The sequence below is a fragment of the Caballeronia sp. A2-2 genome (assembly GCF_057612605.2).
In genome coordinates this window covers 326,081-339,445 of sequence record NZ_CM172588.1, presented here as the reverse complement: position 1 = coordinate 339,445, position 13,365 = coordinate 326,081, and the positions used below count along the sequence as shown (strand labels likewise).

General features: G+C 62.2%; 10 protein-coding genes. 1 reads left to right on the top strand and 9 read right to left on the bottom strand.

The genetic code is table 11. The features are described from left to right. Positions 1 to 32 precede the first annotated feature (32 nt). The 5 genes from aspT to ACZCWR_RS17755 form a co-directional block, all read right to left on the bottom strand. A complete protein-coding gene (gene aspT / locus ACZCWR_RS17775) occupies positions 33 to 1,730 on the bottom strand; it encodes an aspartate-alanine antiporter (RefSeq protein WP_487304298.1) in 1,698 nt (565 codons plus the stop codon). A gap of 395 nt (positions 1,731 to 2,125) precedes the next feature. Beyond that, on the bottom strand, positions 2,126 to 3,889 hold the full coding sequence (locus ACZCWR_RS17770) for a type VI secretion system Vgr family protein (protein ID WP_487304735.1): 1,764 nt from the start codon (positions 3,887 to 3,889) through the stop codon (positions 2,126 to 2,128). Positions 3,890 to 3,926: 37 nt separating this feature from the next. Next, the gene (gene tssF, locus ACZCWR_RS17765) at positions 3,927 to 5,489 is read right to left on the bottom strand and encodes a type VI secretion system baseplate subunit TssF (RefSeq protein ID WP_487304734.1); all 1,563 of its coding nucleotides are present in this window, start codon (positions 5,487 to 5,489) and stop codon (positions 3,927 to 3,929) included. 328 nt (positions 5,490 to 5,817) lie between these two features. Next, positions 5,818 to 6,879: an alkene reductase gene (locus ACZCWR_RS17760; RefSeq protein ID WP_487304297.1), complete on the bottom strand. Its 1,062-nt coding sequence runs from the start codon at positions 6,877 to 6,879 to the stop codon at positions 5,818 to 5,820. 54 nt (positions 6,880 to 6,933) lie between these two features. Beyond that, a complete protein-coding gene (locus ACZCWR_RS17755) occupies positions 6,934 to 7,227 on the bottom strand; it encodes an ArsR/SmtB family transcription factor (RefSeq protein WP_487304296.1) in 294 nt (97 codons plus the stop codon). Between the two features lie 186 nt (positions 7,228 to 7,413). Between ACZCWR_RS17755 and ACZCWR_RS17750 the strand changes: the two genes are divergently transcribed. Next, on the top strand, positions 7,414 to 7,815 hold the full coding sequence (locus ACZCWR_RS17750; protein WP_487304295.1) for a DUF6232 family protein: 402 nt from the start codon (positions 7,414 to 7,416) through the stop codon (positions 7,813 to 7,815). A gap of 48 nt (positions 7,816 to 7,863) precedes the next feature. Here the strand turns inward: ACZCWR_RS17750 and ACZCWR_RS17745 are convergent, their stop codons facing one another. The 4 genes from ACZCWR_RS17745 to phnT form a co-directional block, all read right to left on the bottom strand. Beyond that, positions 7,864 to 10,317 (bottom strand): glycogen/starch/alpha-glucan phosphorylase, encoded by a 2,454-nt coding sequence (locus ACZCWR_RS17745; RefSeq protein WP_487304294.1) that lies wholly within the window; start codon positions 10,315 to 10,317, stop codon positions 7,864 to 7,866. 253 nt (positions 10,318 to 10,570) lie between these two features. Then, entirely contained in the window at positions 10,571 to 11,347 is a 777-nt protein-coding gene (gene phnV, locus ACZCWR_RS17740) for a 2-aminoethylphosphonate ABC transport system, membrane component PhnV (protein ID WP_487304733.1), read from the bottom strand. A gap of 37 nt (positions 11,348 to 11,384) precedes the next feature. Continuing rightward, on the bottom strand, positions 11,385 to 12,317 hold the full coding sequence (phnU, locus tag ACZCWR_RS17735; protein WP_487304293.1) for a 2-aminoethylphosphonate ABC transporter permease subunit: 933 nt from the start codon (positions 12,315 to 12,317) through the stop codon (positions 11,385 to 11,387). Next, positions 12,295 to 13,365 (bottom strand): 2-aminoethylphosphonate ABC transport system ATP-binding subunit PhnT, encoded by a 1,071-nt coding sequence (gene phnT, locus ACZCWR_RS17730; RefSeq protein ID WP_487304292.1) that lies wholly within the window; start codon positions 13,363 to 13,365, stop codon positions 12,295 to 12,297. The genes phnU and phnT overlap by 23 nt, the downstream gene beginning before the upstream one ends.

Genomic DNA, 13,365 nt, shown 5'->3' with positions numbered 1-13,365 from the left:
CGGAAAACGAAATGGTGTGAGTGTGGCGTGCGTCAACTCAGGAGCATGACCATGACCATGCCCCAGATCGTGAGCAGCGTGTTGCCGACTGCGTAGGTCACCGTGTAGCCGAGCCCGGGCACCTGACTTTTCGCGGCATCGCACAACATGCCGAGCGCCGCGGTCGTGGTGCGCGCGCCGGCACAGATACCCAAAAGCAACGCCGGGTCGAACTTGAACACATACTTGGCGAGATACATGCCGATGATGAGCGGCACCGACGACGCAAAAATGCCCCATAAAAACAGGCTCACGCCGAGCTTTTGCAGTCCCGCGACGAAGCCCGGCCCCGCCGTGATGCCCACCACCGCGATGAACACGTTCAGCCCGACCGAGTTCATGAACCACAACGTGGGCGACGGAATGCGCCCGAAGGTCGGATGGATCGCACGCAGCCAGCCGAACACGATGCCCGCGATCAGCGCCCCGCCCGCCGTCGATAGCGTGATGGGAATGCCGCCCGCGTGAATCACGATGGCGCCGATCAGCGCGCCCAGCGTGATGGCCAGGCCCGTGAACGCCATGTCGGCGACATCGGTCGGACGGTCGATCACGCCGAGCACTTTTGCCGCCGCTGTCGTGTCCTGCGTGCGCCCGACCAGCGTGATGGTGTCGCCGCGATAGAGCTTGGTGCTGGGCAGCACGGGAATCGGCGTTTCGGTCGCGCCGCGTTTGATCTTGCGCAAGAACACGCCGCGCGCGCCCGGTTGCTGCGCGAGTTCCTGCAGCGTCTTGCCTTCGACTGCCTTGCTCGTTACGTAGATATCGACGCCTTCGTCGAGCGGCACGGCGAGCAGTTCGGCATCGTCCACTTCGTTTGCGACACCGCCGCCGAGGATATCGACGAGCTGCTCGCGGCGGCCCGCGATTGCCACGACGTCGCCGGCTTTGAGTACATCGTCGATCTTTGCTTCCTGGATCTGGCCGTCGCGCCGAATTCGTTCGATGAACAGCCGCACGCCCGCGGGTTCGAGCGCTTCCGCTTGCCCGACCGTAAGGCCCGCGACCCGCCCGCCTGCCTGCACGCGGTATGCGCGCAAGGTGAACTGATGCCACGCGAGTCCCGCCCCGCCGACTTCCGCGCCGCCGCCCATGCGCGCTTCGTAGTCCTTGCACGCCTGCACGAGATCGATGTTCAGCAGCTTCGGCCCGACCATGGCGAGAATCAGCGCGGAGCCGATGGTGCCGTAGATATACGTGACCGCGTACGCCGTGGGCATGGCGTCGAGCAGCACCTTGGCTTGATCGGGTGGAAGGCCGAGGCGGTTGATCGCGTCGGTGGCGAGGCCCATCGAGGCGGAAATGGTTTGTGAGCCCGCGAACAGACCCGCCGCCGAGCCGACGTCATAACCCGCGATTTTCGCGGCGATATACGACGTCGCCAGACACAACACGCAGAGGATCACAGAGAAAAGCGCCTGCGGCAGCCCGTCCTTGGCGATGCCGCGCACGAATTGCGGTCCGACGCCGTAGCCGACTGCGAACAGGAACATCAGGAAGAACACGGATTTGACGTTGGGCGAAATGACGATGCCCAGTTGCCCGATGGCGATGGCCGCGAGCAAGGTCGAAGTGACCGCGCCGAGACTGAAGCCCTTGAAACTTTTTCCGCCGAACCAATAACCGACGCCCAACGATAGAAACACGGCAATCTCAGGATAACTGCGCAGCGTTGCGGTGAGCCACGACATATGCACTCCTTTCCGGAAACGAACTCGTACGCTGGAAGGCGTCGCGAGGACGAAACGTAGAACGGGAACCTGAAACCATGAAGCCCGAGGCGGGCGTTTTTTTATGTAGTCGAGAACGGATGGCGGCGGTGCGGCGTGCGCGCGGACTGATCGGCCTCTGGGGTCATCAATACACTATTTTGGGCGGGGGGAGAGGGCAAAAAGTGATTGTTTAGGGAGCGGGGGAAACTATGACGATTGTTTCGGGAAATGGATGAATTTCCGAGAAGTAGAGCTGGGATTGAAACGGAGGGTTTCAGGAAGATATCGATTATGCGATACGACATGCAAGTCACCGCGCGTCTGTGCGCTGTAAGCAAAATGCGCGAAGACTTGCCTGTTCGAATTGCTATCTGCTAACAGCGGGTCAACGAACCCGTGAGCGCCATGTTCTTCGGCAGCGCGAACGGCGGCGCATTGAACTGATTGACCTTGCTCGATGCCACGAACGGCTTGTCCGGATCGCCCTCGTGATAGCCGATGGTGAGTTCATCCCCGATACGCGGCACCGCGATGAAACTGTGCGGCCCGCCATGCCACGGCAACGACACGCGCACCCAGCAGCTCGAATCCTGATCGTGCTGGCCGAGCCGGTCCCATTTGAACTGCACCCGCACGCGCGCGTAGCCATCGAGCCATAACGGCTGATTCTCCGGCCCCACGACCACCGCCGTCTCCGCATGCGCACGCGGTTTGGGTTGCGCGCGCAGCTTGAAGAACGCATTGGCCGGTTGCAGCACGAAATCCGTCGTGCAGTGATAGTGCGCATCGGTGTCCTTGAGCGCGTTGAGTTCGATGTCCCCCGACATCGCCACCAGCTTCCACCCCGCCGACTGCACCAGCGTGCGCACCCCGCGCGCGACGCTCATCAGCAGGCGCTTGCCCACCGACATGCCCACGTGCCCGCCCGCGCTCAGCGCCATGTGCTCGCCCGAGGCCAGATGCAGTGAAGCCGGCGTCACGCCCACCAGCCCCGCCTCACCGTTGAGCACGAGGTGCGCGCTCGCCAACTCGGGAAACACGCCGCCTGGCGCGTTGGCCGTGCCTTGTCCGCGAATCTCGTCGTGCTGGCTTTGCAGGGCTTGCGCGACGTCGTCCTGATCGCCGCTCTCCTGCGCCATTTGCTCGCGCGCGAGCGTGGCGAACGTGTCCTGCTGATCGTGCGCGACCGCCAGACGCTCGAGTGTCTCGCCCATGTCCTTCGCAGGCGCGGAGGCCCCATCGCGCGATGCCGTCGTCACCAGCATGCCGCTGTTCGCGCGCAACACGCCATGACTGTGCGTGGCCAGTTCGAACCCTTCGCCGCGTCGATCCTGACGTCCGTCGCCATAAACGATTCGTGTGTTGGCGCCCAGCACCAGCCGCGAATTCGCCTGATCGCTCGCCACCTGCACTTGCTGCTGGCCGGGCGTGTCATCGGTGACGACGTAGTTGTGGCCCTGACCTTCAAGCGCATGACTCACCAGACCCGTGAGCGCCATGTTCTTCGGCAACGCGAACGGCGGCGCATTGAACTGATTGACCTTGCTCGATGCCACGAACGGCTTGTCCGGATCGCCCTCGTGATAGCCGATGGTCAATTCATCGCCAATGCGCGGCACCGCGATGAAACTGTGCGGCCCGCCATGCCACGGCAACGACACGCGCACCCAGCAGCTCGAATCCTGATCGTGCTGGCCGAGCCGGTCCCATTTGAACTGCACCCGCACGCGCGCGTAGCCATCGAGCCATAACGGCTGATTCTCCGGCCCCACGACCACCGCCGTCTCCGCATGCGCACGCGGTTTCGGTTGCGCGCGCAGCTTGAAGAACGCATTGGCCGGTTGCAGGACGAAGTCCGTCGTGCAGTGATAGTGCGCATCGGTGCCGGGGCGAATGGTCAGTTCGTCGGCATTGCGCACATCGAGCGAGGTCGAGACCACCAGATACGATTGATTGACCTCCTTCTGCGGATGCCCCTCCAGCACGAATGTCTTGCCGGTGGTCAGCCCGCGCAGGTTGCCCGTGCCGTACGCGCGCAGCCCCTCGCAGCGCAGCGCCTCCACGCGCACGCGTGCGAGATAGTCGCCTTCATTGTCGTAATCGTTGGGCGTGCCCGACAGACCCATCGCGCCCGCCAGCGGCTGCGTGTAATCGCCCCAGTGATACTGCTCGATGTTATCGAACGAGGCCCCACTCGCTCCAGAGCTGACTCAGGAACCCTTCGCCCGGATTGGCTTCGTCGTGACTGTCATCGAAGATGGAATAGTCGAGGTCCAGTTGCGCGAACAGTTGCCATGCCTTGATACCCAATGCAAGCGGCGGCCGCGACCGGCTCGGCGCGCGCACGAGACCGATGCTCGCGATCGACGCCGACCTGCGCATGTCGAGATCCCGCACGCCGTTACAGTGCAGCAAGCCCGGCAGATCGCGATTGGTCAGCCAGACATCGACGGACAAGTAATTGATCTGGCCTTTGTCGCCATGCTCGTAAGGCGTGCCGTCGCGCGTGACCAGCGAGAGAAACGATTCGGTGCTGACGTAAGGCGCACGCGTGCCATACGAACGCCGCTTCGCCGTCGACAGATGCTGTTCGCGATGCACCGTGAAGTAGCCCGCGTGCGAGTCCTCATCCGCAAGCATGGCCTGATGCAACGCATGAAACGGCAGTTCCTCCGAATCCTCGTTGACCTGACCGATGGCCCGTTCCACCGAGTGGACTTCGTAATCGAGCGGCGTTTCCTCGAACGGCACGAGATGGACCCGGCTTCCGCCATTGCTGATCTGCCTGGCCGCGGTCCGGGCGCGAAACAGATTGACGACCGGTGCGCAGAACAGCGCGAACATGGATGCGTCCACGTGCTCGGCCAGCTCCCCGGTCGGGCGACTCAACAGCACGATGATCTCGACTTCACAACTGTCTATGCGCGCGAAACCCTTCTGAAGCCCCGTCAACGTGAAGAAGAAGAACCGGCTCGGGCAAGAAAAATACTCTTGAAGCAGGTTGTGTCCCAGAAACTTCGACGAAGCGAGCGGCAGTACCGTCTCGTCGGGGCCGAGCCCTTCCTGAATGACCGCGTCCGATTCGACCACATGCGGCACATAGCCCGGTTCACTGAAACGTCCCGGCTCGCCGATGATCGACACCAGCGCGCCGGCATGAATGAGTTCGTGCAGATGCGAGGCGATTTTGTCGTCGCCGGCCAGATAGAGCGGTAGCCGGTCGAGTCCGGCCAATGAAGACAGAGGCGCGCCATCCATCGTGCCGAGTCGCAGACGCAGGGCGCCGCGCACGCGCTGATCGGGCGTCACATAGCGGTCTTGTCCCCGGACATCGGGCGGCGCGTGAGTCAGCCGCGCCTCCTTCAGAACGAGCGGATACAGCGTCACATCCTGAGTCGTGCGAAACCGGCACGCGGTCTTCTCTTCGTCGGAGATGACGGACGTGAGTTCGGTTCCTCGTGCGATGGTATGACCCGTCACAAAGCCCGCCGTCTTCTCGCCCGGAAAGAAGCGCGCGACCGCGATGGCCGGCGTGGGCGCGAGATAGTTCGGATAAACGCAGGACAGCAGCGCCTGAGTGAGCAGCGGGAATTCGTCGTCGAAGCGTTGTTGAAGGCGCGCGTTGACGAACGCGGACGATTCGAGCAGGCGGCGCACATAAGGGTCGCTCGTTTCGTCATTCAACATGCCCAGTCGCCGGGCAATTTTAGGGTGCTCTGCGGCGAACTCCCCACCCATGGACTGCATGAAACGGAGTTCGTCGAGGTAGAGGCCAAGCAGACGCGGATCCACGTTCGATCCGCCTTATTTTTTTCGACGCCGAAGCAGCCGGCAGTTCGGGCGGAAGCGGCACGCGATGGAGGCGCGCGGCATGCAGGATGATTGCATTCCAATATCGATAGAACGACGGGGCCCGGAATTTACCTTCCGGCCCTTTGAAGCGATATCGGATATATCTGAAGGCTATTGAAATGCCGGCGTCGGCATATCGAGCCGGGGCTCATTGCGTCAGGTCAAAAAAAACAGCGGCCGAAGCCGCTGTTTTCTCTACTGCATCATGCGTCGGTCATTCCGCCGTCTCAAGCAACGGATAATCCGTATACCCCTCCGCCCCCGGCGCATAGAACGTCGCCGAATTCCACTCGTTGAGCGGCGCGTTCAGCTCGAAGCGTCGCACCAGATCGGCATTCGCGATGAACGGCTTGCCCCACGCCACCGCATCTGCATCACCGCGTTCGATGATCGCTTCGGCGCTGTCCTTCGTGAAGTTTTCGTTGACGATATAGACGCCGCCGAACGCCTTCTTCAATTGCGGTCCGAGGCTGTCCGCTGCTTCATGCTCGCGCGCCGCGATGAACGCGATCTTGCGCTTGCCAAGCTCACGCGCGACATAACCGAAGGTCGCGGCGCGATCGCTGTCGCCCATGGTGTGCGAATCCGCGCGCGGCGCGAGATGCACGCCCACACGGTCCGCGCCCCACACGTCGATACACGCATCGACGACTTCGAGCATGAGACGCGCGCGGTTTTCGATGGCGCCGCCGTACGCATCCGTGCGCGTGTTGGTGCTGTCCTGCAGGAACTGGTCGAGCAGATAGCCGTTCGCGCCATGCACTTCCACGCCGTCGAAGCCCGCGCGTTTCGCGTTTTCCGCGCCGGTGCGATACGCCGCCACCACGCCCGCGAGTTCGTCGAGTTCGAGCGCGCGCGGCGTCACGAACGGACGTTGCGGACGCACGAGGCTCACGTGTCCGCCCGCCGCGATCGCGCTCGGCGCCACCGGCAATTCGCCGTTCAAAAAGATGGGATCGGAGACGCGGCCGACGTGCCACAGTTGCAGCATGATCTTGCCGCCTGCCTCGTGCACGGCCTTCGTCACGAGCTTCCAGCCTTCGACCTGTTCGTCGGACCAGATGCCCGGCGTATCCGCGTAACCCACGCCTTGCGGAATGACCGAAGTCGCCTCGCTCAGAATCAGACCCGCCGATGCGCGGTCCGCATAATACTTCGCCATCAGCGCGTTCGGCACACGTTCGACGCCCGCGCGTTGACGCGTGAGCGGCGCCATGATGACGCGGTTTTTCAGCGTGAGCGCGCCGACCTGAAGCGGTTCAAAGAGAATCGACATGAAAAGGTATCCTGAACAAATATAAAGGTAAGTGATGTGGCATCGCGCATGTACTCAGAGATGCTCCACGGCATCGCGAAACGCCTGAATCACCGCTTCGTCGCGCTTGAAGAACACCCATTGCCCGACGCGTCGCGTGGTGACCAGTCCGGCCTTGTGCAAAGTCGCGAGATGCGCGGAGACAGTGGATTGCGACATGCCGCAGCGATCTTCGAACTGGCCCGCGCAAACGCCATGCGAGTGCGGCAATTCCTGATCCGGAAAATGCCGCTCCGGCTCCTTCAGCCATTCGAGAATCTCACGGCGAAGCGGGTTGGCGAGGGCTTTGTGGATTGCGTCGATGTCCATTTCGTTGCATTGAGCGTCCGACGCCGGCAGTCCCGATGATCGAGCCGTCCGAATCGTCTTGTGGCGAAGTATATATCGTTAAAACGCGATATGCAAGAACGGGCGGCGGGTCGCGTTGACCCGCGTCATGCCGGACACATCCGCCGTCTGGTAACCTGCCCCGTTTATGTCCTGATACACGCATACATGGAAACACCCTTCAACGAACGCGGCGTCACGCTTTCGCGCGCCGGCCTGTCGGCCTCGGGCCAGATGATTCCCTTGCGCGATTTGCGCGCGGCGCGGGTCATCAAGATCGAGCGCAAGAAACCGTTGCCCGTCATTCTCGCGCTGCTGGGCGCTGTCGGTCTTGCCGCGGGCATCGTCACGGGTTCGGGGGCGGCGCTCGTGATCGGCGTGATGGTCATCGTCGTCGGCTATCTGACGTGGATCACGCAGGATGTGATCTTTCAGCTCATGGTGAATACGCCGAGTGGAGAGCGTGAAGTGCTCATCACCAAGGATCAGGAATTTGCCGACCGCGTGGCCGCGCTTGTGGCGGATGCGGTCGTGAAACACGCGCAAGCAACGCGTCCCGCGCAGGCATGAAAAAGCCGCGTGACGTTGCGTCACGCGGCTTGTACAACCTATCGAGCGTCAAGTGATCTGCAACGGCTCTACGTGCCAGATATCGCGCGCATATTCCGCGATCGTGCGATCCGACGAGAAAATCCCCATGCCCGCGACGTTCTCGATCACACTGCGCGTCCACGCTTCCTTGTCGCGATACTTCAGGTCCACTTCGGTCTGCGTCTTGTCGAAGCTGTCGAAGTCGGCCAGCACCATGTAGTGATCGCCCCAATCCACCAGCGTGTGAAAAATATCGTAGAAGCGATGCGGTTCTTCCGGCGAGAAATGCCCAAGCCGAATCTGATCGAGCGCGAGCTTCAGTTCCGGGTTCTCATCGTAAATCTGCCGTGGACGATAACCCGCCGCGCGCAGCGATTCGATTTCATCCGTGGTATTGCCGAAGATGAAGATATTCTCGCGCCCCACCGCGTCGCAAATTTCGATATTCGCGCCATCCAGCGTGCCGATGGTCAGCGCACCGTTCAACGCCAGCTTCATGTTGCCCGTGCCCGATGCCTCCGTGCCCGCCATCGAAATTTGCTCGGAAAGATCGGCCGCCGGAATGATGAGTTCCGCCACGCTCACGCCGTAGTTCGGAATGAAACCCACCTTCAGCCGGTCGCCGATCAGCGGGTCCGAGTTGATCTTCTTCGCCACATCGTTGATGAGCTTGATGATGCTCTTCGCCATCTTGTAGGCCGACGCCGCCTTGCCCGCGAACATCACCACGCGCGGCGTCCAGTCCTGCTGCGGATTCTCGCGGATGCGGTTATAACGCACGATCACATACAGGATGTTGAGCAACTGCCGCTTGTATTCGTGAATGCGCTTCACCTGCAAATCGAACAGCGCTTCCGGATTGATGATCGAATTGGCCTCGCGTTTGGCGCGTTCGACAAGCCGCAGCTTGTTGGCGAACTTCGCTTCATAAAAGGCTTTCTGAAACTCGGGATCATCGCGCCATTCGCGCAGGCGGCCGAGTTCGAACAAATCGGTGCGCCAGCGCGGTCCGAGCCGCTGATCGATCAGCTTCGACAGCGACGGGCTCGCCTGCGCCAGCCAGCGGCGCGGCGTGATGCCGTTCGTCACATTGGTGAAGCGCTCGGGATACATGCGCGCAAAGTCCGAGAAAATGTTCTGCGTCATCAACTGCGAATGCAGCTTGGACACGCCATTCACCTTGTGACTCGCGACGATCGCCAGATGCGCCATGCGCACGCGGCGCTGACCGTATTCATCGACCAGCGAGATGCGGCGGATCAGTTCAGTATCGCGGCCGAATTTCTCAGTCACTTGCTTCAGGAACTGCGCGTTGATCTCGAAGATGATTTCGAGGTGACGCGGCAGCAAACGCGCGAGCATCTCGACATCCCACGTTTCCAGCGCTTCCGGCATGAGCGTGTGGTTGGTGTACGAGAACATCTGCTGGATGAGCTTCCACGCCTTGTCCCACGGCAGATGGTGACGATCCACCAACAAGCGCATGAGTTCGGGAATGGCCAGCACCGGATGCGTGTCGTTCAGATGCACCGCGACCTTTTCCGCGAGCCGCCCGAAATGCGTGTGCGTGCGCTGATAGCGGCGGATCAAGTCCTGCATCGTCGCGGAGACGAAGAAGTATTCCTGACGCAGACGCAACTCGCGCCCGGCTTGCGTCGAGTCATCGGGATAAAGCAGCCGCGAGACGTGCTCGGACGTGTTCTTCGCTTCCACCGAACGGCGATAGTCGCCCTGATTGAACGCGGAGAGATCGAATTCGTCCGTCGCGCGCGCGGACCACAAACGTAGCGTGTTGGTCGCCGTCGTCGCGAAACCGGGGATGACCGTGTCGTAGGCCATCGCGTTCACGTGCTCGGTGTCGATCCATTCGGTGCGGTCGTCGTGCTGCACGGTGCGTCCGCCGAAGTGAACCGTGTACACCACTTCGGGGCGCGGAAACTCCCACGGATTGCCCGCGCGCAGCCAGTAATCGGGCATTTCGACCTGATTGCCATCGACGATGGTCTGCCGGAACATGCCGTACTCGTAGCGGATGCCGTAGCCGAAACCCGGCACGCCGACGGTCGCCATCGAATCCAGGAAACACGCGGCGAGACGCCCGAGACCGCCGTTGCCGAGCGCGGCGTCCGGCTCCAGATCTTCGAGCGAGGCCAGATCAATGCCGAGTTGATTGAGCGCGTCCTTCACCTCGTCATAGATGCCGAGCGCGAGCAGCGCATTGCTGAAGGTCCGGCCGATGAGAAACTCCATCGACAAGTAATAGACGCGCTTCACGTCCTGTTCGTACTGCATGCGCGTGGTGCGCATCCAGCGTGCGACGAGGCGGTCGCGCACCGCGAGTTCCACCGCATGGAGCCAGTCGCGCGGCTGCGCGGTGACCGCGTCCTTGCCGACGCCGTACATCAGGCGGTTGGAGATGGAGCGCCTGAGCGCATCGACGGTGCTGTTGAGATGTTCGAATTCGAGATCGACCGATGTCATCGAAGCCTCCGGTATTTGCGACGTATGCAACGACCGCGAAGATGCGTCATGGTTCGGCAGCCCGAAGACGCGTCGATGCGGTGTGCGTGAAGGTGCAGATTACGCCAGTTTTATTTTTTTTGGTATGACGGCACGAACGTGCGGAACGTGCCGTGGCAGCTTATACACGGATCGTATGCCGGACAAAAACCGGTAATAATTATTTCGTGATCCGTATGATTCGTCTGCGAAATCGATGAGGAATTTTTCTTGCTCAGGTGACGCGTTTGGGTACGCGAACGGCAATAAGCAGCAACGCTGCGAGCGATACGCCAAGCAGAATCAACGACAGCGCCGAAGCCGGCAGATAGTACCCGCGATTGACCTGTCCCACCACGACGATCGGCACCGTTGCAAAACCCGGCGGATACACCGTGAGCGTCGCGCCGAGTTCGCCGAGCGAGATCGCGAAACCCAGCGCCAGACTCGCGCGGATGGCGGGCACGAGTTGCGGCAACACCACACGCAGCAACACCATGCGCGGCGGCGCGCCGAGACTTGCTGCCGCTTCGCGCAGTATGGTCAGTTCCGGGCGCAGACCAGCCGCTGCGCAGCGGTAACAGAACGGCAGCACCAGCGCCAGTTGCACCAGCACGACGATGGCCGCCGACCCGGACAGATCGAGCGGCCGCTTGTGATAGGCGATCAGCACCGCCAGCCCAAGCACCACCGAGGGCACGCCGTTGCCGAGCATCGCGACGCCATCGACGAGTGCGCCGAGCCCGCGCCGGTCGCGTCCTTCCAGCGCGAGCGCGAGCCACAACCCCAGCGCCGTGCCGATGATCGCCACGCCGAAGCCCACTTGCAGGCTCGTCGTGATGGCGTCCAGATCGCTCGAACCGAGGCGTTCGAACCAGCGCATGCTGAAGCCATCGGGGAAGATCGTGCCGGACCAGTGCGAAGCCACGCTCGACAGCGCGACCACGATCACCGGCAGCACGAACAGCCAGAAGCACACGAAGGCCATCAGGCCCGTGAACACGTGGCGCATCAGCGCATGCAATCTGAAGGAAGACGAAAGCTGCATGTCAGCGTGAACCCGTTCGACGATCGACGCGCCGGTACAGCGCGTACAGAGACAAGGACATCAGCAGCATCACCACGGAACCGGCAGCGGCGGTCGGCAGATCGAGATCGACGGTTGCCGCGCTATAGATCGCGATCGGCAAGGTGATGAGATGCGCGCTGCCAAGTACCAGCAGAATGCCGAATTCGTTCAGCGTGAGCAGAAAGCACAGCACCGTGCCCGCCGCGATGCCCGGCCACGCGAGCGGCAGAATGACTTTGTTCGCGACCATCCAGCCGTTCGCGCCGAGACTCTTTGCAGCTTCCACGAGCCGCATGTCCAACGTTGCATACGATGCAAGCGTCGGCCGCACGACGAACGGCGCATAGAACACGACTTCCGCGAGAATCACGCCGCCGATGCCGAACAGGAAATCGATCGGCGGGGCATCGAGCGAAAAAAGTCTTTGCAGGCCGATGCTGACCGACCCTTGCGAGCCATACAGAAAGATCAGCGTGAAGGCGACCAGAAACGACGGAAACGCCACGAACAATTCCAGGAAGCGGGTGAGCAATCGCGCGCCCGCGAACGGCCGGAAGAACAGTAGCGACGCCAGCGCCACGCCAAGCAACGAAGCGAGACTCGCGCTTGCAAACAGAATGCCAAGCGTCGTGCCGATCACGCCGCGCGTTTCCGGATTGCCGAAGAACGCGATATACGGTTGCAACGTGAGACCGTGCGGACCGGTGACGCTCAAGGTGACGAGCCGCACGAGCGGATACACCACCAGCGGCCCCAGCACGATCACCAGAATGAACAGCAGATGCCAGTTCGCCGCGCGTTCGCGACGCTTCGCGGCCTGCGCGTGCGCGGCGAATTGCGCGTCGAGTTCGGCATCGGTGACGATGCTTTCGCGCGCGACATCGATATCGTCAGGGACGGACAAGGACGACATCGTCAGCCTCGAAGCGAAGTGATACGCGCGAGCCCTTTTCGGGCAGGCGATGATGGCCGCGTTGCGCGGAAACGATCACCGGCTCGTTGGGCACGGCATCGAGCGAAACGGAGACGGACAACACCGAGCCGTACCATTCGATCGATGCAATCGTGCCGTGCAATTGCCCTTCGCCCAGCGGCACGATGGTGAAACGCTCGGGCCGAATGCACGCGAGCTTGTCGCGTTCTTCGTGACGCGCATCGCCGACGGGATAGACCACGCGCGGCGGCAGCAGATTAGCCGCGCCGAGATAGCGCGCGACGAAGCTGTCGTTGGGCGCATCGTAGAGTTCGCGCGGCGGCCCGAGTTGCGCGATACGGCCATCGCGCATCAAAAGCGTGCGGTCGGAGAGCACGAGCGCATCGTCCTGATCGTGCGTCACGCAGACGATGGTCAGGTTCGGCAAACGCTCGTGCAGCGCCTTCAGTTCGCTGCGCACGGAGGCGCGAAGATTGGCATCGAGCGCGGAGAGCGGTTCGTCGAGCAGAAGCACGTCCGGTTCGATCACCAGCGCACGCGCCAGCGCCACGCGCTGCTGCATGCCGCCCGACAATTGCGCGGGCATGACGTGGCCGGATTCGCCCAGTTGCACGAGCTTCAACGCATCTGCGACGCGCCGCGCGATATCCGCCGCCTTCAGCTTGCGCGCACGCAAACCGAACGCGACGTTATCGAACACGGAAAGATGCGGAAACAGCGCATAGCTCTGAAACAACAACCCGAGATTGCGCTGATGCGGCGGCACATGCGTGAGATCGCGGCCCGCGACGTTGAGCTTGCCCGCGAGCGCATCGGCGGAAATAAAACCCGCGATGAAACGCAGCAGCGTGGTCTTGCCGCAGCCGCTTCGGCCCAGCACGGTGAGGAACTCGCCGCGCCGGATCTTGAGCGAGAGATCGTCGAGCACCGTGCGCGTGCCGAAGCGCACCGTCAGGCGATCGACATGCACGCCCGGCGTGTGCGCTTCGGCGTCGAGCGCGCCTCGTTCGATGGCGAGCGTGCTCAC